The sequence below is a fragment of the Rhodospirillaceae bacterium genome (assembly GCA_002728255.1).
Classification (GTDB): Bacteria; Pseudomonadota; Alphaproteobacteria; order UBA7887; family UBA7887.
In genome coordinates this window covers 1-25,536 of the sequence record PBWV01000042.1, presented here as the reverse complement: position 1 = coordinate 25,536, position 25,536 = coordinate 1, and the positions used below count along the sequence as shown (strand labels likewise).

At 43.9% G+C, this 25,536-nt stretch carries 24 protein-coding genes and 1 tRNA gene; 13 read left to right on the top strand and 12 right to left on the bottom strand.

The genetic code is table 11. The features are described 5' to 3' along the window. Positions 1–87 precede the first annotated feature (87 nt). Both CMM32_10230 and CMM32_10225 read left to right on the top strand, forming a co-directional pair. On the top strand, positions 88–948 hold the full coding sequence (locus tag CMM32_10230) for an esterase (protein ID MBT07270.1): 861 nt from the start codon (positions 88–90) through the stop codon (positions 946–948). A gap of 214 nt (positions 949–1,162) precedes the next feature. Continuing rightward, positions 1,163–1,921: a hypothetical protein gene (locus tag CMM32_10225; protein ID MBT07269.1), complete on the top strand. Its 759-nt coding sequence runs from the start codon at positions 1,163–1,165 to the stop codon at positions 1,919–1,921. 5 nt (positions 1,922–1,926) lie between these two features. On the opposite strand, the gene CMM32_10220 is transcribed toward CMM32_10225, so the two are convergent. The 8 genes from CMM32_10220 to CMM32_10185 all read right to left on the bottom strand — a co-directional run bounded on the left by CMM32_10220 (position 1,927) and on the right by CMM32_10185 (position 11,698). Beyond that, positions 1,927–2,931: a hypothetical protein gene (locus CMM32_10220; protein MBT07268.1), complete on the bottom strand. Its 1,005-nt coding sequence runs from the start codon at positions 2,929–2,931 to the stop codon at positions 1,927–1,929. Further along, positions 2,931–3,335, bottom strand: coding sequence for a hypothetical protein (locus CMM32_10215; protein ID MBT07267.1), 405 nt, complete (start codon positions 3,333–3,335; stop codon positions 2,931–2,933). Before CMM32_10215 ends, CMM32_10220 begins: the two co-directional genes overlap by 1 nt. Positions 3,336–3,359: 24 nt before the next feature. After that, positions 3,360–3,752 (bottom strand): hypothetical protein, encoded by a 393-nt coding sequence (locus CMM32_10210; GenBank protein MBT07266.1) that lies wholly within the window; start codon positions 3,750–3,752, stop codon positions 3,360–3,362. Positions 3,753–3,761: 9 nt separating this feature from the next. Next, a complete protein-coding gene (locus CMM32_10205; GenBank protein ID MBT07265.1) occupies positions 3,762–4,427 on the bottom strand; it encodes a flagellar motor protein MotA in 666 nt (221 codons plus the stop codon). Positions 4,428–4,447: 20 nt separating this feature from the next. Further along, a complete protein-coding gene (locus CMM32_10200; GenBank protein MBT07264.1) occupies positions 4,448–7,006 on the bottom strand; it encodes a hypothetical protein in 2,559 nt (852 codons plus the stop codon). Between the two features lie 157 nt (positions 7,007–7,163). Beyond that, the gene (locus CMM32_10195) at positions 7,164–8,690 is read right to left on the bottom strand and encodes a hypothetical protein (GenBank protein MBT07263.1); all 1,527 of its coding nucleotides are present in this window, start codon (positions 8,688–8,690) and stop codon (positions 7,164–7,166) included. A gap of 216 nt (positions 8,691–8,906) precedes the next feature. Continuing rightward, complete coding sequence (locus CMM32_10190) at positions 8,907–10,358, bottom strand: hypothetical protein (protein MBT07262.1); 1,452 nt, start codon at positions 10,356–10,358, stop codon at positions 8,907–8,909. A gap of 239 nt (positions 10,359–10,597) precedes the next feature. After that, on the bottom strand, positions 10,598–11,698 hold the full coding sequence (locus CMM32_10185; protein MBT07261.1) for a uroporphyrinogen decarboxylase: 1,101 nt from the start codon (positions 11,696–11,698) through the stop codon (positions 10,598–10,600). A gap of 53 nt (positions 11,699–11,751) precedes the next feature. Between CMM32_10185 and CMM32_10180 the strand changes: the two genes are divergently transcribed. Continuing rightward, entirely contained in the window at positions 11,752–13,026 is a 1,275-nt protein-coding gene (locus tag CMM32_10180; protein MBT07260.1) for a hypothetical protein, read from the top strand. Positions 13,027–13,118: 92 nt separating this feature from the next. On the opposite strand, the gene CMM32_10175 is transcribed toward CMM32_10180, so the two are convergent. After that, positions 13,119–13,373, bottom strand: coding sequence for a hypothetical protein (locus CMM32_10175; GenBank protein ID MBT07259.1), 255 nt, complete (start codon positions 13,371–13,373; stop codon positions 13,119–13,121). A 50-nt stretch (positions 13,374–13,423) separates the two neighbouring features. Next, positions 13,424–13,513 (bottom strand) — tRNA-Ser (locus tag CMM32_10170). 217 nt (positions 13,514–13,730) lie between these two features. On the opposite strand from CMM32_10170, the gene CMM32_10165 reads away from it, so the two are divergent. The 9 genes from CMM32_10165 (at position 13,731) to CMM32_10125 (ending at position 22,656) form a co-directional block, all read left to right on the top strand. Beyond that, a complete protein-coding gene (locus CMM32_10165) occupies positions 13,731–14,711 on the top strand; it encodes a lytic transglycosylase (protein ID MBT07258.1) in 981 nt (326 codons plus the stop codon). An 18-nt stretch (positions 14,712–14,729) separates the two neighbouring features. Continuing rightward, a complete protein-coding gene (locus tag CMM32_10160; GenBank protein ID MBT07257.1) occupies positions 14,730–15,767 on the top strand; it encodes a hypothetical protein in 1,038 nt (345 codons plus the stop codon). A 144-nt stretch (positions 15,768–15,911) separates the two neighbouring features. Next, positions 15,912–17,015: a D-alanyl-D-alanine carboxypeptidase gene (locus CMM32_10155; protein ID MBT07256.1), complete on the top strand. Its 1,104-nt coding sequence runs from the start codon at positions 15,912–15,914 to the stop codon at positions 17,013–17,015. Positions 17,016–17,042: 27 nt separating this feature from the next. After that, complete coding sequence (gene tmk, locus CMM32_10150) at positions 17,043–17,687, top strand: dTMP kinase (GenBank protein MBT07255.1); 645 nt, start codon at positions 17,043–17,045, stop codon at positions 17,685–17,687. 18 nt (positions 17,688–17,705) lie between these two features. Further along, on the top strand, positions 17,706–18,788 hold the full coding sequence (locus tag CMM32_10145) for a hypothetical protein (GenBank protein ID MBT07254.1): 1,083 nt from the start codon (positions 17,706–17,708) through the stop codon (positions 18,786–18,788). Between the two features lie 10 nt (positions 18,789–18,798). After that, positions 18,799–20,343: a methionine--tRNA ligase gene (locus CMM32_10140; protein MBT07253.1), complete on the top strand. Its 1,545-nt coding sequence runs from the start codon at positions 18,799–18,801 to the stop codon at positions 20,341–20,343. A gap of 34 nt (positions 20,344–20,377) precedes the next feature. After that, positions 20,378–21,163 (top strand): LuxR family transcriptional regulator, encoded by a 786-nt coding sequence (locus tag CMM32_10135; GenBank protein ID MBT07252.1) that lies wholly within the window; start codon positions 20,378–20,380, stop codon positions 21,161–21,163. 44 nt (positions 21,164–21,207) lie between these two features. Further along, positions 21,208–21,507, top strand: coding sequence for a hypothetical protein (locus tag CMM32_10130; GenBank protein MBT07251.1), 300 nt, complete (start codon positions 21,208–21,210; stop codon positions 21,505–21,507). Between the two features lie 336 nt (positions 21,508–21,843). After that, positions 21,844–22,656, top strand: a complete 813-nt coding sequence (locus CMM32_10125; protein MBT07250.1) for a nucleoside triphosphate pyrophosphohydrolase — start codon at positions 21,844–21,846, stop codon at positions 22,654–22,656. Positions 22,657–22,687: 31 nt separating this feature from the next. Here CMM32_10125 and CMM32_10120 read toward each other — a convergent pair whose 3' ends face one another. Next, entirely contained in the window at positions 22,688–23,566 is an 879-nt protein-coding gene (locus CMM32_10120; GenBank protein ID MBT07249.1) for an oxidoreductase, read from the bottom strand. 149 nt (positions 23,567–23,715) lie between these two features. On the opposite strand from CMM32_10120, the gene CMM32_10115 reads away from it, so the two are divergent. Then, a complete protein-coding gene (locus CMM32_10115) occupies positions 23,716–24,477 on the top strand; it encodes an NAD(P)-dependent oxidoreductase (GenBank protein MBT07248.1) in 762 nt (253 codons plus the stop codon). Between the two features lie 46 nt (positions 24,478–24,523). On the opposite strand, the gene CMM32_10110 is transcribed toward CMM32_10115, so the two are convergent. Continuing rightward, positions 24,524–25,312, bottom strand: coding sequence for a hydratase (locus CMM32_10110; GenBank protein ID MBT07247.1), 789 nt, complete (start codon positions 25,310–25,312; stop codon positions 24,524–24,526). Positions 25,313–25,536: the final 224 nt, after the last annotated feature.

The window sequence follows — 25,536 nt, the reverse complement described above, 5'->3', positions numbered from 1 at the left end:
ACAAGCCTATGATATCTTCTCTATCTTTGATAACGGGAGCAGTTTCCTTTATATAACTGACGGGAAAAGTAGGAGTGGGGACCTATAATGTTGTATCGCGATTTGAGTACTCAAGAAGAAATCGACGCGGAGTATAATCCTTTGCTCACTGCATTGGACGCTCCATCGATTATGAAAGAATGGGCAACTGAAAGTGCTCGGGTTCGAAGGGAGCTTGATGGTAGGCTGGGAATGCGATATGGGCCTACTAAAGATGAATATATTGATTTATTTCCAGCCACGAATCGGGATGCGCCTCTCCATATATTCATTCACGGAGGATATTGGAGAAAAGGTGTCGCCGGGGATTTTTCATTTATAGCACCACTGTTGGTTGAGAGTGGTGTTAGCGTTGCTATACTGAACTACTCGCTTTGTCCATCAGTAAAATTATCGGAAATTGTTCGACAAACGAGAGGAGCAATCCATTGGTTGGTTTCCAACCAGTCTACACACGGGTGCAATCTTGATTGGCTTAGCATTTCGGGGCATTCTGCTGGAGGGCACCTGGTTGCTATGGCATTAGCTACAAAATGGGCTAAACATTACGGGATCAGCGAAGACTTAATCAAAGGTGGATGTGCAATAAGCGGTATTTTTGATCTGGCACCATTACCGTACAGTTTCTTGCAACCAAAATTGCAACTGGCTTTGGGTGATATACGGGCTTTGAGCCCTATCTATCATTTGCCTAAAACAGGGCCAGAGTTAGCTGTGGTAGTTGGAGGAGATGAAACTTCGGAATTTATTAGGCAAAGCAAAACTTATTTTGATTTGTGGGTTGGGAACGGCCTAGTAGGTCAGTGGAGGGAGGTTCCTGATGTCCATCATTTTAGTATATTGAATGGTTTTAAGGACAAAAACAGCGACTTGTTTCGTTCTATATTATCTATCGTGAAACCCGCTTAGAAGGATAGGGTCCGAGGTATTCTCAAGTAAAACGGGCTTTGAATTTGCCCAGATCGAAGGGGATACTAATGCGAAGGTATCAGAAAATCATGGGATGAGTTGGAGTTTCGGGTTATTCTGCACCACCGGGGCTAGGCTGGTCAAAGAGAGGTGACTTTAGGTTTTTATAGCTCTGAGTTTCTATATCGATTGTAAATCTTGGTTCAGTGGTAAAATGGAAAGAACAATAGATCAAAACCTATTTAGAATAGCTATTGTATATTTTTTCTTAATTCTAGTATTTCTTCCTCTGAACAAAGCCATGGCCTCCCAATCTATGGAAGCGGCGCGGGAATTAGCGGCCGCCGGAAATTTTAAGAAAGCATCCGTGGTGGCGGCAGGCATTGGTGATGCAGAAGGGTTTGCTTTTGCTGCTGCGTCATTGGCAGTGTACGGCTATGAGATTGCAGAAGATTCAGAGATGCAACCTTTATTTGTTAAGGCGATCGAATATGCCAAAACGGCCGTGGAATTGGATCCTGGTTCCAGTGAGGCCTACCTACAACTAGCACATACCTTAGGTCGTTATGCTCAAACTTTAGGGACAATGACTGCTTTAAGCGAGGGGTACGCAGAACAAATTCGCACGGCGATCGATAAAGCAATCGAATTAGATCCAAGAAATTATCAAGCTTATTTAAGTCTTGGTGCGTGGCACTCAGAAATTATTTTTGCTGGGTTCATGGCGTGGTTATTGTATGGAGCTGACGAAGGTGAGTCTTTGGATGCATACGCCAAGGCCCTCGAAATTGCTCCTAATGATAACAATGTACATTTTCAGTATGCCGTGGGACTTTTAAAGTTGGATGATAGGAATATAGGACAGGCTTTGCGGCATCTGAATATAGCTGCTGAACTGCCTGCCACAGATGCTTACCAAAAAATTGTCCAAGAAAAAGTTAAAGAAATGTTGAATGATCTTGAGAGAAATTAGGCCATCTACCTGGCACATTGGGGGAGCCGATAAACCAAGTTTACTTGGAATGTCATGGGTTGGTCCGATAAACCTTCATTAAATCTGGAGAATTCTCTGCGTTGATTGAGTATTTTCTCTGTTGCCTCCCTCAGAATTGAAGGGGCTTCATCTGCATTTAGGATCGTATAAGCTAGTTGCTCGCCAGCTGGGCTTATTTGAATTTGGACTGAAATCGTTCCTTCAATACAATTTTGACGCGCTTTCCGTGGGTATTTACGTTTTACTCGTTTATTAAGGGTATTGTGTACGATCGTTGCATATTCTTTTGCAATGCTGTTGTTAAGGTTAACTGAGGGATCTAGATCCGTTTCCTCTTCTACTAATTCTACTATTTCTTCTACTGGTACCGATTGTTGAGACAAAGGTTTGTTAACCTCGGGGGGCATGTTCTGGATAATCGGGAGGGTTTGGACCGTGTCTATTGCTTCGGTCTCTCTTTTGTCTCTGTAGATTGTTTTTGGTAACGAAGTCTTAGATGGTTGTTGCGGGGGTGGGGTGATTTGAATCAGTTCTTGTTCAACCGGTGAAACAGGTTCTAGGGATTGTTGATGTAAAGGCCCATGCAGTGGATCCGGCGTACTTAAGTCGATACTAGTCTCAGCTTCAGCTGGTGTTTCTACGAGTTGGGGTGAATTATGAACTATAGGTTTGCTATCCGGAAGTGTGAATCTTTGGTCGTCGATATTAGAAAGATCTGAAAGTTTCTCTATTTTTGGGAGAACAATATCATTTGGGATTGCTTCATTACGGACTGGCGGTTCAGATGCCTTTGTTCGAGAGATTGGTTCTATAGGTGGGTTTGAGTCATTCCTCTGCTCCATTGGTTCTAATGTAATATTTACGAGTTGCTCATTCCTTTTGTTATTAGGCAAGTTATTCTCGAAAATGGCGAAGGGAAGGACCGAGGTATGGATTAGGATCGAGATGGCAAGTGGCCATAAAAGTGGTGGGGTGACGTCCGAGTTCATTAGGGTGAAGGACGCTGTGTTGCTAATGAGACTTTTCCAACGCCAGCAGCACGTGCTGCCTCAAGCACCGAAAGCACCACTTTCGTGAGCGCGTTGGAGTCAGCTTTGATAAGGAGTTCAATCTCACCGGTTTGTTGGCTACCTGTTTGAAGGATCTCAAAAATTTCAATAAGTGAGGTTTTACTTCCTTTGTAAAAAATATCTCCAGTTTCAAGTATCGTTAGGGCAAATTGTTGTTTTTGTTGTTCTTGGCTGTTTTTTGATTGAGGGGCCTCGATAGGAATTTTTTCAGGAGCAACCAAGGTTGTGCTAAGCATGAAAAATATTAGTAAAAGAAAAACAATATTAATTAATGGAACCATATTGATTCCATGGCTCACTCTTCTTGGCGCACTAAATTTCATAATATTTTAATTTTTTGTGTGTTATCAGTTGCTTATTGCAATATCGCTGTAACCTGCCTCGTTTATTTCATCCATCACTTTAACTAGAAACTGAACGGAAACATCATCATGTGTTCGAAGTGTTATAGTTCGATTATTTTGCGGTAGGCTACTGCGAGCCAGTAATTCCTGCTTTAAATCTTGTATTGTTAAGACTAATCCGTTCAATCGGATTGCGCCATTTGCACCTATATCAACGAGGATATGCTGTTCAGATTGCCCACCCACGCTGCTTGGGGCCTGAATGGCCAAATTTATTGATTCAGGTCGAATAAACGTGCTCGCTAACATAAAGAAAACCAACAGCAAGAATACTATATCGATAAGAGGTGCGACGTTTAACTCAACTTTAGATTTGCTACGCCCGGAAAAATCCATTTGCTGCTCTTAAGTCGTAGTTTTTTTTTGGGTTTGCCTATTCAAGATAGTCAGAGCGCGGGTCGCCGAATCTTCCAGTAAAGAGCGGCAATTTTCTACCTTTCCCTCGAGAAGGTAGAAGGCAGCTAGGGTAGGGATTGCAACACTTAAACCGAAGGCCGTTGTTAGGAGTGCTTCCCAAATACCTCCAGCTAATATGGCTGGGTCAACATTGCTTCCCGCAGTTTCTAAACGGGCAAATGCTTTAATCATGCCTAGGACCGTCCCAAGAAGTCCAAGTAAGGGGCTAAGATTTGCAATGACTTCCAAGCCTCTAAGATAACGTTCAAGATTTTTAATCTCCCGGGTGCCAACACGGCCAACTTCTGTCTCGATGTCACTTTGAGACATAGCAGAATTAGTTGAGCTTTCGATCACTGATGTTAGAACGGTTGCGGCCGGATGGCGGTTGCCTTGTAATTCCCCCAATGCCAGAGGAGGAGAATTTTCTTTGAGTTGCAAAATTGCATTATCAATAAATTTAGTTTTGCCCAGCTTTATCGCCCAAAATTGGTAAATTTTGGCCAAAATTATGGTTAGGGAAATTACGGAAAAGCCCAACAGTATGAGCATCACCGGGCCACCCTTGTCGATCAGAGCGATCCCGGTTGAAAAAAGATACTCATTTTGGTTCATAAAGTTACCTGTGTAAGACCTTAGTTAAGACTGATACGTAAGCCCACAAAGGCCCCAAATGGCTGGCCAGGTGATAAAAATCGTGGTTCTTTAACACCTTCTGGTAACTCACTAATTAGGACGGCAGTCCCAGTTTCTCCTAGCTGGCCAAATGTTTCGTATTGTGTATCAAATATATTATCAATTAGGCCATATAGTTGTACCCATTCTGTCACTTGGTAGCTAGTCTGCATATTAAATATGGTATGGCCAGAGGTTCGGGGTAGAAAGTTTCCCTCGTCTCCTCTTAGATACATTCCTGAACGGGAAATCATGTCTAAGCCTAGGAGCCAATCCTTCTTGGGTTCATAATTCAATCCCAATTTAAGAGTATGCTGGGGTATCCCCGGTATTTCATCGCCAGCTTCAACAGCGACTTGTTTGTTAACCCGATTAGGGTGGCTTTCCGATGCAACGCTAAATGCGTTTTCAAAAGTGGCCTCTATGAAACTATAGTTAGTATCGAACTCTACAAGACCTAGTCTTCCGGAGAGTGTGATATCCCCGCCAACACGCCTGGTTCCACCCACGTTTTTGAAATAGCCTGAGCCAAGTCCTACCCCAGAGCTTACAAAATAAATATCGTCATTATTGTTAAAAGCAAAACCCGTGATACTCCAGTCTAGTGGAGTCAGGCCCTTTAGTGCAGCGCGGTCTATGTTTCCGTGGAGACCAAACTCCCATCCTTGTGATACCACTTGTTCCAGAGGGGGGTCTGCTGCAAAAGCATTTGGCACTCTACAGGGTACAGCGGGGTCCGCACATGATAATTCTACAGGAGAGGGGGCTCGATTGGATTCGGCATAGTTAACATAACCAGTGATATTCCAATCACTGAAATCATAGGTAGCTCCGGCGCTAGGGTTGAATCTCGCGAATCTATGAGAGCCATTTAGGTCGCCTTTACGAGTTATTGTAGCATTTGTTATATCGGTCTGGAATTCGTCATCTAATGTAATGCGCGCGATATTAAACCTACCCCCTAATGTCACAGCAAGGTCATCATTAAGGTAGATAGTGTCTGTGGAATAAACCCCATAGTATCGGTTATGAGCCTGCATTTTGGTGGGAGCAGCTTCCCCAACTTCAAGTGCTACCTCATCAACGGAATTGCTATCAAATTCTATTTCCAACGTAGCAAAATTCACAAAAGGGAAATCGCCCTCTACGTCTAGTAAAGTTCTATCTGCACTCATGCCTGTCAGATAAGATTCTTGGTGAAATCTTGTTAGACCATAATCAGCGCTACCTCCTATGATGAACTTGTTATCTAAGTCCATAATTGATTCAGTTATCTCGGTTTGAACGCCGAATCCCCAACCTTTGGTCATTGTTGAACTGGTATTAGCGGCTGCATACTTGCCAGAAAATTCAGTGATGGGGAGCCCATTACTATCAACCAGTAGTTCGATTTCCTCGTCTTCCTCTTCTTCCTCGCAGAGAAAATTTACCCCACCACCGGCACTGGTAATACCATTGTTGGTATCTATCCTCCGGGCCAAGGTCTGTGAAAGCGCGGCGATTGCTTGGTTACCGGCATCAGTGTCGGCATCTATGTCTGTTTCATTTGAGTCTAAGCTACAAGCTTCTGCTTCAACTTCATCAGCATTTAAGGTTTTACGGAACATTCGGCGGTAGTAGGCATTGGCTTGGACCGATATGATGTCGTTTATGAAATAATTCCCGCTTAAACCTGTCGAGAGTAAATCGTTTGCGGTGTTATCTGGCCACGTAAATACTGCCCGTCGATTAGATTCGAGCAATTCGGTTGGAGCAAGACCATTCCCATTTAGATTATTATTTGCCTGGATGAAATCCCAGGTTAGGTTGAGGTCATCTCCGCGGTAGCCGAGATTCAGATATGATTTTTGTATGTCTGACCGGGATCTATTTCTCCAACCCGCATCCTGTTGAATATCCAGTGCAGCGTATATCGCTAGTGTTTCGCCACTAAAACCAAACTCCATATCAGTCCCATGACGACCGAAGTAGCCTGTGTGGGTGTTGACGCGGATTCCTTGAAAGTCGAATCCATTCTTTAGTTGAAGGGCAATTGCCCCGCCCAAGGCATTAAGTCCAAACACTGGATTGCTGGACAGAATATCAGCTCTTGCCAAGGCAGGTTCCGGCAATAAGTCCCACTGCATTACATCCCCAAATGGCTCGTTGACCCGGACACCATTTTGGTAGACTGCTAGACCTTGTGGCTCTCCCAATAAAGGGGCTGAGGTATAGCCGCGGTAGTTTATGCCTTTCTGGAATGGATTATTTTGCACTTCTACAGTTGAAACTCCTCCAGCTTTGCTCTCCAACATTGAAGAGAGATCCAGGGAGTAGGAATTTTGCAATTCTTCACTATCAAAGGTTTGAACTTTAGACGGCACATCTTCAACTGGGACACCACTTCCTGGTAGCGGGGTGGTTCCGATTATCTCTATGTCAGGGAGCTGAATAGAGGGGTCCTGCGCACGCAGACTGCCCATGAAGAGCAGTGAAAGGAGGGAGGAAAGGAGGGTCAGCGAGAAGAATGACTTTTGCATGGTTGGTTGCCGTATGTTAATAGTTTAAATGAATAATCAAAATAGGAAAAAATTATAGAACTATTTCCTTTCCTGGTCAATAGGTTGTAAGAGTACTCTCAAATCCTACTCGGATTAGCCTCGGAATTAGAGAGGTCTGACCTTCCCTTGAGCGCTATTACCATTCAAGCTGCAGTCGAGAGCCCACAATATGGAGGGTGTCGCCGGCGGGTGCACCGGTTGTTGAGATTTTCTCCACGTCACTCTGTACGTAGTTCAATAGTACTTTAACAAATGGGTTAAGATGCCAATTGAGAGCGAAAGTGTAGTTGTTAGCAACGCCTCCCCGTATTCCGCCACCAGGAATATTTGATGCGCCATCGTCCAAATCCAAATAACTGTATCGAGCGGCCACCTCCCAAGCTCCCCATTTCCCCTCTGACAGGTCAAAGTCGTTCTTTGGATTCACTCTCCAAAACCCCGCAAAGCGAGGGTAGTAATTTCGGGACTCACCGGTAAGGAAATAGCTAGCTTGTGCATAATATCCTTCGAAATTAAGATCTTGGAGTGCTGTTTGGCCCGATCTATTGTTTTTCCGTAGTACATTTACGAGGCCATATTCGCCTTGAAGAGAAAGTGGGCCTTCAACCCAGGCCGCCTCAAGACCGGTAAAGTAGTAGCTCGCTACACGCTCTATATTTCCTGTATCAATGAGCTTATTTGAATCAACAGTAACTTCAGGGTCCGAGTTAAATTTTGTGCTTCCGCCCGTACGCCAGTAACCAGAGGCGCCAACGTGGAGGGCTTTGGTTCGCTCCGCTATGGGTGACCAAGCAGCTCGGGCATGAATTCCGTACGGCTCATCACTAGTAGCGCCATCGTTGGTGGAATTCGCTTCCTTTGCTGCATCAGTCAGTAGACCTACGCGCAAATATTTGCCGTCCGCCCTATATAAGGTTGAAACTCCTATTGCCGTTCCTCCGGGAGCAAATGCAAAGCTGCCAAGAGGCATGGCCTCTTCCATGAAAAGCCTTGAGGAGGAAAAGGCAGATGGGTCAAGCCCCACGCCGGTTCTTTGGTTGCCAAGCATAATCCACCAGGGGGCGAATCCTCGATAAATGGCGAAAGTGCCATAAAGGCCGTTAATGGGGGCGTCTCCAGAGTCTGCTAGATTGTAATAAAGTCCCCAAATCCAATCTTTGGGAAATACTCCAGTAAGAAAAATAGCAGTATTCTTTAGTCGGGTGCCGTCTCTATAATCTGGGACGTTGGCACCACTGTCTTGGCCGTAGAGGGCGCCATCGTATTGGAAAAAACCACTAAAACCAAAGGAATATCCTGAAGAAGAGGTGAATCTGGGGAGCGGCCCAAAAAAGGATTTTTCTGGGTCGTACCCCTTTTTTGGGGCTCTTTTGCCAGCAAACGGGTCTGCTCCTTTTGCCTCGCCTTTATCTGCGGGGGGGATGGATTCTGCCTTCTCCTTGCTCTCTGCTTCACTGTATGGGGTCGCCGCTTGAGGATCTTGCAGTAATTTATCCAATGCTTCTTCAAGCCTTTCAATGCGTTGGTTTTGACGCTGGATAAGTAAGTCTTGCTCCTGAAGCTTTTCTAATGTTCCAGTATCTTGAGCATTACTATTAATAATGGGCAGGGTCAGACCACATATAAGGCCGGCGACGGTATAGCGGAGAAAGTACTTTATCATAGGAGTTCTACTTCTTTAGGTATTACGGAAAGTTTGGAAGACGGCAACATAGAGGGATTAGCGCTCTTTATGCAATCACCAAATGGCATAGGGGCCATGCTATTGCCGCATATCTACAAGGTGCCCGACTGGCATTGTAGTGTAAGAAAGCCCCACGCCAGACTGTGTGCCGTGAGGCTCATTTGTAGGCCTTTTAGTAAGAGGAGGCTGGTTGACCTACCATTTAACTGCGGTACGGAAGGCAAAGATATCGAATGCTTGACCTTCTTCGACACCACTGTTGGTAGCAGTTTGTTTGTCAACGTCCGCATGGATGTAATTGAAGGCAAAATTAACCCAGTCGTTTGCCCACCAGCGTAGACCGAGTGTATAGTTCTGTTCCTCGCCACCTTCGATACTGGAGGTTGGAGCGTTTAAGTCCATGGTGGAGTGCCGGACAAGAACTTCCCATGCTCCGGTGCCACCTTTTGAGGTGAATGGATTCTTAACCTTTACACCTTTCCACTTACCACCTTTAGCCTGGTATTTTCGGCTTTCTCCGGTTAGGAAGTAACCGCCTGAAATATAGTAGCCATGAAAACGCGGGCTACCGGTGAATGTTCCACCGTTTGTACCGTTGATGTCATATTCAACAACGGCATACTCCCCCATTAGCCAAGCGGGTCCGACTTTTCCGGCAAGTTCTAGACCGATCATGTCGCCTTCATCCACGTTCCCACCAATAGCCCCTGTATCAATCAGACGATCACCGTCTACCCGAAATTCTGGTCGATCGCGCAACTGGACGGTCTGGGTGGCCGAAGTGGTTTCGTCCTGAGGAGGTTCAAATAAGTGCCAACCCGATATACCGATATGCATAACCGTGTCTTTAGTGGCAACAGGGGCATAGGTTATACGACCATGCGCACTTAAAGCTGCGTCCCCGTCGTTGAAGTCTTCGTTGTCTGAGAAGAGGCCAAACCTGGTGCTGTAATTAGAACCACCTGCACCAATACTAAAACCAATCCGTTTTTCTCCTATTTCCTGTCCGCGGAGAATAGAGGTAGTCATGATATTGGCAACCTGACTTCGTTCTATAAAAGCGATATCATTGGAACTCGTTTGAATGTCCATCATGTTTGGTACTTTATGTTTCCCTAGCGTAAAGGTAAGAGGTTTCATCCCTTTGTATTGCAGAAAAACCACGTCGGTATCCACATTTCCAGAGTCGGAGCTTTCGCCGAGATCAAAAGTGATACTGTAAGCCCACTCTTTATCTATGACGCCTTTCAGTCCTATTCTTCCTCTGCGGAAGTTGCTCCCGGAGTTCAGGTCAGGGAATTCAACGTTGCCGGTAGGGTCATCATCTTGGCTAAATAAACCGAAGTCGTAATGAATACGGCCATCGATTTCCATTTTAAAACGACCATCTGCTGACTCCCACTTAGGGGTGGGGCCCTTCATCTGAAACTTATCGCTAGCCCCGCCGGCTTTTACAGTGGCTTCCTGCGCCTGTTTTACCTGGGAGGTTAGTTGGGTCTTCATTAACATCAATTCTTGCTCTAGCTCTAACAGGCGACTTTCCACATCTTGTGCCTCTGTCGGTGTGGGGATAGTTATTAAACCTACCGTGGAGGCCAGCAGTGCCAAAGTACATAACCTTAATTTTTTCATTTTAAATTCTCGCATTTAGGAATAGACCTTTGAGGGGCCATTTGTATGGTTTGTAGAGCTTGGATTACCTATGAAATATGACGATTTATGCGGGGAAATAGTTACCGAAATATTACAGCAAGCGGCGTTGTTCAAATCACACATCATGGGAATCCAATTGGTATGCGATTGTCGCCTCTGGAAAATCTGCTTAAAGCCAACTTTTCTGATCCGGAGCGCCAAGGGATTTACAGCTAACTTGTCTTGGTTAGAAATTATGACGAAGGGGATCGATGCCTCTCTAGGGCATCCCAGTCAAATTCGACCCCATGACCGGGTTGATCGGGCGCGGTGGCAAAACCTTCCGTCACCTTAAATGGCCTGCGGATATATTTGTCTAAACCAAACCCATGAACCTCAAGAAAAGATTTATTGGGTACTGCAGCAAGCAAATGGACTGTCAGGTCGTGGACGCCATGAGAGGTTACAGGTAGGTTATACGCTTCAGCTAGGTGAGCTACTTTCATCCAAATAGATATACCGCCACAATTTGCAACATCCGGCTCTGGAAAAGAAACTCCGTTAGTATTTAGTAGATGTTGAAATTCGTAGAGCGTATGAAAATTTTCACCAGCAGCTATGGGTATGCCTCCTTCTTTTTGAATTTTTGCATAACCCTGAAAATCATCTGGAATAGTAGGCTCTTCTAACCAAGTCAGATTAAATGGAGAAAGTGCTTTGGCAGCGGTTATAGCCTGATCGGGGCGCCACCCCATGTTAGCATCTACCATCAGCGGGAAGTCATCGCCAAGTTCTTTTCGCATTGCAGCGATGCGGGATACATCATCACTAAGTTTTGGTCGACCTACTTTCATTTTGATGGCACGGAAACCATTGTCCAGATTTCGGCGGGTTTGCTCCAGTAGTTGTTCAAGTGGAAAAAATAAATCAATACCCCCGGCATAAGCCTGCACTTTATCATTGTGGCCACCCAGTAATTGCCATAGCGGAGAGCCTAGCTTTTTTGCTTTTAAATCCCATAGTGCGATGTCTATAGCAGACATGGCAAAGCTGAGGGAGCCACCTCGTCCAGTATAATGGAGGCCCCACCACATCTTTTGCCAGAGGCTTTCTATTCTATTGGCATCCTGGTCGATAAGCAGGGGAGTAATCCCATCGGCAATAAGTGTTCTGATGGCCGAGGCGGCGCCTCGATCCCCGCAATAGGTGTAACCTAGCCCTTCATGGCCTTCTTGGTCTCGTATGCGTGCGGTCACAATGTCAAATTCGCTCATTTCTCCATGAGTGGCATCAGTCAGCGTTACTGGAAGGGGTATTTGAAAGTGATCTGACGATATTGTTTTTATTTGTGGCATAGTTTCGTAACTACCTTAGAATACAGTGATCAAAAGTGGGCAAGTGACCCCATATGTGGTGGCATGATTACATTTGGAGTAGACTACATATGCACCAATCCAAGCAAGAAGATATCCTGCTGGAGTTAATGCGGCAACTCGATGAACGAGAAAATGTTGATGCTGGCGTAGTTCTCCGGAACCCGATTGCGGCATACACATCAGAGGAACTGGCTAAGGAGGAGTGGGAAGAATTTTTTGAGAAATATCCACAAGTAATTGGGTTGAGCGGAGATCTTCCTGGGAAGGGGGCATTTCTAACAGTTGATGAATTTGGGGTCTCCATTTTGGCGACCCGGGATAGTCAAGGACGCTTTAATGCTTTCTTAAATGCTTGCAGACACAGAGGAGTGGAAGTCGAATCAGAAAAAAGAGGAAAGCGTTCCAAATTTTCCTGTCCTTTTCATAACTGGACTTATAATAACAATGGTGAATTAATTGGAATTCCCCAAGAACATCATTTTGGCAATATAGATAAATCCTGCAGAGGATTGATTAAACTTGAGGCCGCTGAGCAACATGGCTTACTTTGGGTTCATCCTAAACCACGGGCATCCTTAAATATTAATGAATTGCTAGGGGATTTTAAGGTAGAGCTAGAGGGCTGGGGTCTATCTGAGATGAAATGGGTAGGCCAAACTCCAATAAATATGAATCTTAATTGGAAATTGGCCAACGATACTTTTGGTGAGACTTACCATTTTCATAAACTCCATAAAGACACGGTTGGCCGCATATTTTATGGTGATGCATTAGACTACGAAATAAGTGGCCGTAATCACCGGTTTGTGTTTCCTAATCGTGGGATAGACAGAGTTCGAACTAAGCCCAGGAGTGAGTGGCGTTTAACTCATGGTGCCGTGGTGCTTTATTACCTCTTTCCCAATATTCAGTTGGTAATCGGGCGGGGTACCGTCAACCTTATAAGGATATATCCCGTCAAGAATAATCCTGGTAAATCATGTACAATGGTAAGCCATTACTTTAGCGAAGAGTTGATCGAAGCCCAATCAGTTGAAGATGATGATAGGCCCCAGATTACTTCAGAAAATATATATAACTTGGAGAAGCGATCTGGAGCATTACCTAGCGTGGTCTCCCAGAATGAAGTTTTTGTGAGCACTGTATCAGAGCAAGATTATATGATGGGGGAGAGCACTCAAAAGGCCGCTGAGAATGGGTTGTTGGATCACCTTCTTTTTGGAAGGAATGAACCGGCTCTACACCATTTTCATAACACTTTTCGTGAGGCTCTGGGGATGGACGTATTGGAAGTTCATGAAGAGTAGACATGGGGATATATTCTTTAAGAATAAGTATCTTATAAATCATATAAATATTTAATAATAAAAAATTAAAAGTAATTTCTTAAAGAAATTTATTAACCTTCTTCTTTCTCTGGTGCTAATATCTCCTGACAACATTCATCCACGAGATGATCTCTAGCTATATCCAGCAAATGTACTCTTTTCTCGCTCGCCTTCAGAGACGCTCCAACCCCTCTTGTCATTACTAATATTAATGATTGGTCGCTTAGATCCAACCAATAACTCCTTCGTACAAGCTTTCCGCTCTGGTCTCGAGCAAACGGGTTCTCTGGTTCGCTTCCGAGATCTGGTTCATAAAATTTAGTCATTTTTCTCTCGCAATAAAATTATCTGGTCTGGGCATTGCCTTTGGCCGTAGTGGCGGAGGAGGGGAGATTCGAACTCCCGGTACCCGTAAGGGCACGCTGGTTTTCAAGACCAGTGCATTCAACCACTCTGCCACTCCTCCTCCAAACGCCTCTGGTTATAGCCCCATGCGTCCTCAAAAATCAAAGAAACATATCACGTAGAGGTCTGGGGGGGCTATTTTGGCACCTAATTCTGTTACCAATATTCGCTGGCAGCATTTTTCTGGCACCCTACCTACAATAATACCAAAGTTTTACTAACAACTAGCTATTTTGTACACTCCGGTAAATTGTTAGGTGATGCATCAGGAAACAAATATGAACCAATACTTAAGTTTTCTATTGGCCTTTATTCTTACGGTGGTTATTCAAGCCGGGACAATCTTTGGGGCGGATGCTAGTGAGCTCTTTGAAGATTGGCTTGTTGGGCTACAAAGCGAGGCACTGGAAGCAGGGATTAGGGCAGATTTACTGCACGATGTGTTACAAGATATTGAATTGATACCTCGTGTTATCGCACTGGATCGAAATCAGCCCGAGGGACGTCTAACCTTTGAAGAATATCTTACAAAAGTTGTACCAAATAGTAGAGTGAATGTGGGCAAGCGGCTTTTGGAAGAAAATCGAACTTTACTAATTGGCATGGAACCGAATTATCTTGTTCAATCGAGGTTTGTAGTAGCTTTATGGGGTATTGAAAGTGATTTTGGACGATTCACTGGGGGGTTTTCTGTAATCAATTCCCTCGCAACTTTAGCCTATGACGGCCGCCGAAGTTCGTTTTTTAGATCAGAGCTTATCGATGCTCTAAAAATTCTAAATCTAGGTGAGATTACTAACGCGGAAATGCTTGGATCCTGGGCAGGAGCAATGGGCCAATGCCAATTTATGCCGTCTAGTTTCCATAGTTTTGCTGAGGACTATGATAATGACGGCAAACGGGATATATGGAATAGCCAGCCCGACGTGTTCGCCTCTATTGCAAATTATCTCCATCAATCTGGTTGGAAGTTTGATGAAACCTGGGGGAGGAAGGTACTGCTTCCTCAAGGTTTTGATACTTCGGCTATAGGCTTGAAGGAGGTTCGGACCATTGGCGAGTGGCAGAAAATGGGGATTAGGAGGAGTGATGGCAGTGATCTGCCAGGTCGTCGATTGAGTGCCTCCATTGTTTTGCCAGATGGGGATGGTAGTGACGCCTATATGGTGTACGATAATTTCAGAAATTTGATGAAATGGAACCGATCTGTTTATTTTGCTTTAGCGGTAGGAATTTTGTCGGATCAACTTCGAAAGTAGAACCATGGTATTAGGTCTATGATTTACCTCCTCGATTGTTGTTTTGTCTTGTCATCAGCTTTGGCTGCGCGAGATGTTCTTGTCAGACTGGGCGGTACGTTCCTGCTTCTCCTCCTTTTCACATCATGTGCGGAAACTCAGTTAGCTGTGCATGGAATAAAGGAGGTGGTTCGACTATCTGAGCCAGAAGTTACACCAGAGCCCGACCTTAGGCCCGTGGAGGAAACTAAACCAGATAAAATTAGATTGGGAATCTATAAAGTAGGTAAACCATATGAAATTAATGGACTTTGGTATTATCCCAAAGAAGATCCATATTATAACGAAGTAGGCATAGCTTCATGGTATGGGGAGCAGTTTCATGGAAAAGTTACAGCGAATGGTGCCATTTACGATATGAACGATTTAACTGCTGCTCATAAGACGCTTCCGATGCCAAGTAAGGTGCGGGTTACTAATCTATCTAATGGGCGTTCGTTGAATTTAGATATTAACGATAGAGGACCATTTGTTAATGGGAGAATTATTGACTTATCTCGACGTGCGGCACAACTTCTGGGCTTTGAAAAGGATGGACTAGCCATGGTGCGGGTGCAGAGTATCTCTCCGGATGGTGGTCTTTATATTGCTGAGAGAATGAATACCCCTGAAGAGGAACGCGCGTTAATTGGCCCAAATCCGACTGTAAAGGTGGCAGTTCATGAGTTGCCATTACCAGATGGAGCTTCGATACAACTGTCTGAGGAGGCAAGCCCAATTTCATTGGAACACGAAGACGATCATAGTTGGGAGGATAGAGAAGCAAAAACCTCTGATGGGAAAGAATTTTTTGTCCAAGTAGGTGCCTTTTTGCTCAAAGATAATGCATCACAACTAAGTGGTAAACTAACCTATTTTGGAGTCCCAGTACATTTAACGGAGATTTATTTGGAGGGCCAACCATTTTATAGAGTGCGAGTTGGGCCGGTGAATAACGTGGATTCGGCCGATACACTGATCCAACAACTGCTAAAGGCTGGATATACAGATTCCCATCTCGTTGCGGGGGAAAGGTAATTTTTTAGAGTGCTCGGAGAGGTAGTATTTGCTATTTAGAACAATCGCTAAGTTGATAGGTGCAGTATTAGGAGTACAATTAACGTGAGGTATTACTCAGTCAATCATTTTGGAAAGTTTTTGTTATTAAAACTTTTCGTTTTCATGTCCTTGATATCGATTGCTTGGTCGGCTCCTAAATTTGAAACAGTCGCCCCTCATGCCTATTTGATGGATTATACTACCGGGACTGTATTATTCGAAAAGAATAGCCGAGTTCCGGTTCCCCCCGCGTCTCTCAGCAAACTCATGACATCTTATATGGTGTTTGATGCATTGAGGATTGGGATTATAGCTTTAGACGATTTGCTTACTGTTAGTGAAAAAGCGTGGCGGATGGGTGGATCTAAAATGTTTGTTGAGGTAGACAAGCAGGTGTCTGTAGAAGATTTACTCCGGGGCGTTATTGTGCAATCTGGCAATGATGCGTGCATTGTTCTAGCAGAGGCGATAGGTGGAGATGAGGCAACTTTTGCTGATCTGATGAACGAAAAGGCCTTTGAAGTAGGTCTTCTGGACAGCGTGTTCCAGAATTCGACTGGGTGGCCCCACTCTGATCATAAAATGAGTGCTGCTGATATTGGCATAATAACTCAAAAAATTGTTAGAGATTTTCCTGATTATTTTCCTTTCTTTGCTGAAAAAGAATTTACCTATAATGAAATTCGCCAAGCGAATCGTAATCCGTTACTTTATAAAGATATCGGTGTTGATGGTATGAAGACAGGTCACACAAGAGAAGCTGGTTACGGGTTAGCAGCTACCGCTCTTCGGAATGATAGGAGGTTGATAGCAGTGGTAACCGGTTTGGAAAGTCCTGCACAAAGAGCCTCAGAAGTAGAGAGACTCTTGAACTTTGGATTCAGACAGTTTGCGAATTATCATCTTTTCTCGGCAGGGGAGGTTGTTACAAATGGGGATGTATGGCTGGGGAAAGTGCCAAAAATCGGTTTAGTTATTGAGGATGACTTGACTATTTCCTTGTATCGCAATTCAAGGGATAAATTGCGGGTAACAGTCAAATACGATTCTCCAATACCGGCACCAATTGCACGTGGCGCGGAGTTGGGCAGTCTGTTTGTTGAAGCGCCCGGGTTCGAACCAATTGAGCTTCCTTTAGTCGCTCAAGAAGCAGTTATCCGTTCTGGTCCTATAGGCCGCTTAACGGGTGCAGTAAGTTATATGGTTTTTGGCGCACCCAATGAGTAAGATATTTTAGGCAATGGTAACAAATTAGTGAGTAAAAACGGCACGCAACTCGGTAAGTTTATTTCTTTTGAGGGGGGTGAGGGTACAGGAAAGTCAACCCAGGTAAGAATACTATCCGAGCGCTTAAATGAAAGTGGGTTGAAAACTTTTTGTACGCGAGAACCAGGGGGTACCGCTCTTGCAGAGGAGATAAGGAATATTTTGGTAAGGGGCGAAAGGGGAAAGTGTGACCCATATTCCGAGACGCTTCTTCACTTTGCTGCTCGTCGCAATCACCTCGTTAAAAAAATATGGCCCGCTTTGCAGGATGGAACTTGGGTTATTTGTGACCGTTTCACAGATTCTAGTATGGCCTATCAAGGAATGGCCATGGAGGTTGGTGAAAGTACTATTAAAACCTTAAGCAAACTTTTCATCGAACAATTTTCCCCTAATCTCACATTCATCATGGATCTAAAGGTTGAGGAAGCGCTTAGGCGAACAGAAGGAAGGGTAGATGGCGAGGATAGATACGAGTCGATGGGCTTAACTTTCCACGATAAAGTGAGGAAGGCCTTTCTTGATATAGCGGCTAAGGAAACTAACCGTTGTGTCGTTATTGATTCAATGCAATCAGTGGAAAGAATAAGCACTCAGATTATGGCTCTTGTGGAGCAAAGGTTCGAAATTTGAGAAACGCACGTTATTTCAATGCAGTTTAATCATCCAAGAGGAACCACGTTGTTGTGTGGTCATGAGGATATTCTCAAACGTGTAACCCGAAGTTTTGTTATGGGTAAATTGCCCCATGCATTGCTATTGAGTGGTCCAAAAGGTATAGGAAAGGCAACTTTGGCCTACTATTTGGCGCGTTACTTATTGAGTCAAACAGTGGGAGAAGCGCTCGCATTTGATTTAGGAGATCAAGGCAATCAACTCTCCGCACTTAAGTATGATGAGAGTGTGGCATCGCAGGTAGCCGCAAGGGCCCACGTTGATTTGTTTGTATTGGAAAAAGGACATGATCCCAGAACTGGGAAAGAGCGAAAAGAAATTACAGTGGATGAAGCTCGAAAACTACGGCAGTTTTTTTCTCTTACGGCTGTTTCTTCTATGTGGCGAGTTGCCATAATTGATTCTGTTGATGAAATGAATAGAAGCGGAGCCAATGCAATTCTTAAGATACTAGAGGAACCCCCCAGACAAACTCTTCTCATTTTGATTAGTCATGTTCATGAGCTTCCATTTAATACTATAACATCGCGTTGTCAGCGCCATTTATTCCAACCATTGATAATGAAAGATTTTGTCAGTGTATTATCAAGTGGAGTGGGGGGCTTATCGCCTCGTGAATTAGAGTTATTGTTTCATCTATCAGACGGGAGTCCGGGTATAGCTACAAGTGTAATTCATAATGATGGCATCACACTTTTCCATGAGTTGGAGAATTTGCTTGGCCAGGTACCCCAATTGGACTATTCCAGAATTCATAGTCTGTCAGACCAGTTATGCGCCAGAGGCGCAGAGGAGAAATTTGATTTAGCGATGAAATATTTAGCAAAATGGTTATCAAGTGCTATACGAGCCAAATTCGATCCTAAAATAGGAATCCCAATTGTATCGCAAGATATTTCCACGACCAGCCGCTTAATTTCGAGAAAGAATCTTGATGAGTGGATCCATCTATGGGAAGAAACGAATCGTCTGTACAAGCAAGTGAAGAAAATTAATTTAGATCGGAAACATGTTTTTCTATCGACATTATTATCTATAGGTAATTTATCAGAGAGCTAATATTTTATAGATGGAAAACCTCGAAAATTATTACATAACAACGCCGATATACTACGTTAATGATGTCCCGCACCTTGGTCATGCTTATACCACGATCGCCTGTGATGCTGTGGCTCGTTTTATGCGCCTTGATGGAAAGGAAGTTTTCTTTCTTACCGGAACTGACGAGCATGGGCAGAAGGTAGAAAAATCTGCGTTGGAATCTGGGGAAACCCCTCAAGTTTTCACTGATCGAGTTTCCCAAAGGTTTCGAGATTTAACTAACAAGTTGGGGGCCAGCAATGACGATTTTATTCGTACCACAGAATCACGACATATATTAGCTAGCCAGAAAATTTGGGAATCGTTGGTGGATACGGGGGATATTTATCTAGACAGTTATTCCGGTTGGTATTCTGTGAGGGATGAAGCATATTTTGCGGAGAATGAATTGAAGAGCGATGGTGCGGGGGGGTATTTGGCGCCCTCTGGTGGCAAAGTTGAATGGATAGAAGAGCCTAGTTATTTCTTTCGTCTTTCCCGTTGGCAGGACAAGCTCTTAAAATTGTATGCCGAACAGCCCAATTTTATTGCCCCTAACTCTAGAAGAAATGAGGTAATTAGCTTCGTTGAAGGAGGACTACAAGATCTTTCAGTGTCTAGAACTAGTTTTAAGTGGGGGGTGCCGGTTCCAGGAAACGAATCCCATATTATGTACGTGTGGCTTGATGCGTTAACTAATTATTTAACAGCGATAGGATATCCTGATCAATCCGGTAATACTTTTCAGAAATTCCGCGCGTCCGCTGTACATATTGTGGGAAAAGATATTCTCCGATTTCACACGGTTTATTGGCCGGCGTTTTTAATGTCGGCTGGTTTACCTATTCCAAAAAGGGTGTTTGCTCATGGTTGGTGGACAGTCGAGGGTGAAAAAATGTCAAAAAGTTCAGGTAATGTTGTGGATCCTTTCGAACTGATTGACACCTTTGGATTAGATCAGGTCAGGTATTTTTTGTTGAGAGAGGTGCCATTTGGGAGCGATGGAGATTTTTCTATTACTGCACTTAAAAATCGTATAACTAGTGATTTATCCAATGATCTTGGTAACTTGGCTCAACGTGTGTTATCTATGATAAATCGTAATTGTGATGGAGCAATGCCAACGCCCGGCACATATGAAAATGAGGATTTAGAACTTTTACGTAATGCCGGGGCTTTGCTAAATGACGTGCGTTCTTCGGTAGAGAGGCAGGCATTAAGCGAGGCATTGGAAAAAATATGGCAAATAATTCGTGAGGCAAACTCTTATGTGGATCATCAGGCTCCATGGAAGTTAAAGTCTATAGATCAAGGGAGAATGGAGACTGTATTGTTTGTTTTATCAGAGACAATCCGCCGGATCGCGATTTTGATGCAGCCATTTGTGCCTGCTTCCGCAGGTAAAATTTTAGACCAGCTTAATATTCCAGAAGATTCTAGGAAGTTTGCATTCCTAGTTGACGATCATAGAGTAGAACCCAAGACTCTATTGCCAAAACCAGTGGGGGTATTTCCAAGGCACCTTGATACTTGAAAAGTTGGTCATCGGTTAAAACAGAGTAGCGAGTATGTTAGTTGATAGTCATTGCCATCTAGACTTTTCCGAATTTAAGGAGGACATGCCTTTAGTTTTGCATAGGGCAAAAGAGTCTGGAGTGGGCGTAATGCAGACCATTTGTACCCGTCTAAGCCGATTTTCAGATGTGTTAGCGTTAACTATAGAAGAAGATAATATCTATTGTTCAATAGGTATACACCCTCACAATGTTGAGGAGGAGCCTGATTTTTTACCCTCCGATATCCTGAAAAAAATTGAATTGAATGAAAAAATTATTGGTATCGGAGAAACCGGTCTGGATTATTTTTACGATCACAGTGATCGTGAAAAACAACGCGTGAGTTTTATTGCTCATATTGAGGCGGCAAGAGAAAGTGGATTACCAATAATTATTCATACAAGAGACGCCGATAAAGATATGATCCAAATCTTAAGAGAAGAGTCTGCTAAAGGTAGTTTTCCAGGGGTGATTCATTGTTTTACATCTGGGCATGAGTTGGCTAAAGCGGCAATTGATTGTGGGCTTTTCATCTCTTTATCAGGGATAGTTACCTTCAAAAAGGCTGAGGAGCTGAGGACGGTAGCCAAAACCCTCCCAATTGATCATCTTCTCCTCGAGACTGACGCCCCATTTTTGGCGCCGGTGCCTTGCCGAGGACGCCGTAATGAACCAAGCTTTCTAAAACATACAGCTGAATTCGTTAGCACAATGCGCGATATTGATAGTTGTATCCTAGAGGAGAAAACTACCGCCAATTTCCACAGATTATTTAACCGTGTCAAACCTTCTACATGAAGGAAGAGATTTATAGAACGGCGGTTGTCGCGAGGTAGGCATTTATGGGTAATTATGAGCTGTTAGTTAGTATTTTGGCCGGTTCTTTACGGGATCCCATATTATGGATTGTGGCCGCCATCTTTGGCTGGGATCTTGAAAGACGACTCACTCAGACTGTCCAGTTTCTAATTGTTGCAGGGTTTATTTGGGGTTGCATAAGGGTTGCAGTGTACAGTTCCTTCGGTACATCACTCACAGCGGGCCAGGGCTTAATGATTTTAGCTGTGTGTGTAGGATTAATGTGTTTAGTCGGTAGTACCATCAGGTTGGGGCGTCAACATCTAAAAAGGATTGAGAAGTAATAGCCTTAACTACCTAAGGTAAAAGAAATATATCGTATTTCCCATAATATACATTATGCGATTATTAAGGTTGGCCCTTTCAATTGTATTGAGCACTCCAACTCAATCCTGCCCACTTTTGAGTTTGCGTAGTTACCCACAATATTCCTTTACTAAGACGTAAAGCCGTTCTGCCTCCGGTCAAAATTTTATCCCCATCATTATAACTCTACCTCTTGAAAGCCATAGCTTCTACGGTACCTTACAGATTATTGTAGATTGATATTTTGGTAGCTATCCACCTTAAAACGGAGGCTTGGGAGCGGTTGAATTTGATCGTCCCACAGTGTGACTTTGATGCAAAATTTGGACTCTTTACTCGAGATTATGGCCCTGCTTCGACACCCAACTAAGGGTTGTCCTTGGGATTTGGCCCAAACCTATGAGACCATAGCCCCACACACAGTGGAGGAGGCCTATGAAGTTGCAAACGCGATCGAGCAGAGGGACTTTGAAAACCTCAAAGATGAATTGGGTGATCTACTCTTTCAAATCATCTTCTATTGTCAATTAAGCAATGAAAATAATGGCTTCGAATTTGCTGATGTCGTAGATGCTATTTGCAATAAAATGATCCGCCGCCATCCAAACATTTTTCACAAAAATGATTTCCAGGATGCAGAAGAAACCCGGAACGATCTTTCCTGGGAAGAAATTAAGGCTCAGGAACGGAAGGATAAATATAGAAACTCAACACCAGCCCGGGAGATTAGTGTTTTAGACGACATAGTCTGGTCCCTCCCTTCCCTCTCGGTAGCGTTAAAGCTCCAGCGTAGAGCTTCAGGAATCGGGTTTGACTGGGCAGAAATATCGCCTGTCTTAAAAAAAATTTCCGAGGAGTTATGTGAGCTAGAGGCAGAAATCAATTCTAATGTCAGCGAAGAAAAAATAGAAGAGGAAATGGGCGATCTTCTTTTTGCTTGCAGCAATTTGGCACGCCACCTTAACCTTAATCCTGAGATGGCTTTGCGCAAAGCGAATAAAAAATTTGAAAGGCGCTTTCGTAAGGTTGAAAAATTAACAAACAACTTAAGAGATGAAGCAAAATCAAATATTCTTGATGAGATGCAGACTTATTGGGAACAAGTTAAGCTGGAGGAGAAAGATTAGCCGGTATTGTATCTTTCCTATTGCATGTCCCCTACTTATGCATGAGCAAATGGATTAAACTAGAAGTATCCCATCTCCCTCCTCCTCGTTCCTGAACTTGAGCATAAAATTGATCTATTAAAGCGGTTGCAGGTAATCGAGCCTTGTTTCTCTGAGATTCTTCAAGAACTATTTTTAAATCCTTCCTCATCCAGTTCACGGCAAAGCCAAAATCGAACTTATCATCAGCCATAGTAAGGGCTCGATTTTCCATTTGCCAGGAACCGGCCGCTCCTTTTGAAATCACATCTACTACGGTTTCTGGGTTTAATCCGGCTTTGAGTGCAAAATTCATTCCCTCTGATAGCCCTTGCAGCAGGCCTGCTATGCAGATTTGGTTAACCATTTTTGTCAGTTGCCCAGCCCCGACGTCTCCCATAAGTGTGACTGCCCTTGCATAGCTATCGATTACTGGCTGAACTCTCTCGAATGTAGTTACCTGTCCACCACACATTACTGTAAGCACGCCATTTTCAGCCCCGGCTTGCCCTCCCGACACTGGTGCATCAATAAACTCTACATTTTTTTCTTTTGCGGCCTCCGCGAGTTCATGAGCTAGATCAGCTGATGCAGTCGTGTGATCCACAAATACAGCCTGGGATTCCATTCCTGCGAAGGCACCATTCTCACCGTAAACCACACTTCGAACATCATCATCATTCCCGACGCAAGCAAAAACAATATCGCGTCCCATGGCAGCTTCTCGTGGGGTGGATGCGGAGCTCCCTTTGTGCTGTTTTAGCCATTCTTCACTCTTGGCGGCCGATCGGTTATAGACCACAACGTCATAATTTTTTGAGGCTAAATGACCTGCCATTGGGAAACCCATAACACCTAAACCAAGAAAGGCTACTTTTTTAGCAGTGGACATTTATTCCTCCTTAGGATTCTACAGAAAATATCGTATTAACTACCTATAAATAAAATATATTATTATATTATAGTTATATTACTGTGAGTTCAAACTAATCTATATTTTGTGATATTTTCTGGTTACGTACATGAACAGTGGAGAGAAATATGGCTACTTCAAATCCAAAAATTGCACTAATTACGGGGGCAACGGCAGGCATAGGTGAAGCGGTCGCCAAAAGGTTTGCTGAAGCGGGAATGAAATTAATACTAGCTGCCCGCCGAACAGAGAAGTTGAGAGCCCTTGCCGACTCTCTACCAACACCCTGCCATATATTGGATCTCGATATTTGTGAGCGTGACGAGGTAAAAAAGAAATTTTCCACAATCCCAGAACAATTTTCTGAAATTGATGTTTTAGTCAATAATGCTGGGCTAGCCCTTGGATTGGAATCCTCTGCAGAAGCAGACCTAGACGATTGGGATCAGATGGTTGATACCAATATCAAAGGTCTAATTTATTGTGCCCGCAATATTTTACCAGGAATGGTTTCAAGGAATCAGGGACATATAATAAATATTGGATCAGTCGCTGGGTCTTATCCTTACCCGGGGGGAAATGTGTATGGAGGAACAAAGGCATTTGTGCATCAATTTTCCCTTAATTTGCGCGCTGATTTGCTTGGAACCCAAGTAAGGGTAAGCTGTGTAGAGCCAGGTGCTACCAAAACAGAGTTTTTATCAGTTAGATTTAAGGGTGACATAGGTAGAGCAGATAATATGCTAAAGGGGGTTAATCCCATGAGCCCCGAGGACGTAGCTGAGGTTATTTATTTTGTCGCCACAGCGCCTCGTAATGTGAATATAAATCTATTGGAATTGATGCCTGTCTCACAAGCATTCGGACCATTTGCTTTTGCGGGGAAGTAACCGAGGAAGCCAACCAAATTAAGTTTGATGGCAGTTATATAATTTTTTATTTGGCGAAACTAACAGATGTGGAACCTAATACCCCAAAGTCTGCAAAGACGTCCATTCCACGGTCAATTGGAATAGGTAAGGTTGTTGTTCCTGTGGTAACGATTTGATTTTTTCTTACGTACATCCCAAATTGGCATAGTTCGTTAACCAACCAAGCTAATGCTGTTATGGGACTACCCAATACGTTGGCTCCACTTCCTCTTTCAACTCTTGGTTCACTAGTTTTTAATTGGACGGGGTGTTTCTTTAAGTCAATCGCTCTCCAGGAATCTGCACTAGGAGCACCTAGAATAAATTCATGTGCACATGCATTATCCGCTATCAATTGTGCTTCTCCGGCATCAGAAAACTTTTTGAACCGGGAGTCTGGGATTTCAATTGCAGGATGCAAATGGCTTACTGCATCCAGAACTTCTTGGGCAGTATATGGGTGTTGTTTGGGAGGAAGGTCAGCAGCCATGCGGAAGCAGAATTCCGCTTCAGCCACTTTCATTAGCGATCGGCCAATCGAAAGTTTGCTAGCGTTGATGTGAATTCGTTCTTCTAAAAGTCGTCCGGCAATCGGGCCTGAAACACCTATATGAGATTGACCAACCAAACTGGTAGCCGCAATTTTCCAACCCGCTATGGGTGAACTTGATCGGTTCTCAATACAGGCTTGAATTGCATACCCTTGCGCCTTGTTAGTTGGTTTCAGTGGCCTAGGTAGAGAATTTATGCTTCCTTGCTCTTTCCATAATTCCCACAAACAATCAGATGCTTTACGTATGTACTCTTGTTTCATGGTGAAATCCGGGTAAGTCAAAATCAACTAGATGAAAAAAAATCGCGCTGGCTATAGGGCCAGCGCGATCTAAATAGGTCGACTATGTGGTGTATCTGGGTCTAGATCTAGAATCCACCCATTCCACCCATGCCGCCCATACCACCCATACCACCCATGTCGGGTGGCATGCCGCCGCCTGCAGGGCCATCGTCTTTCTTCTCAGGCTTGTCTGCAATCATGGC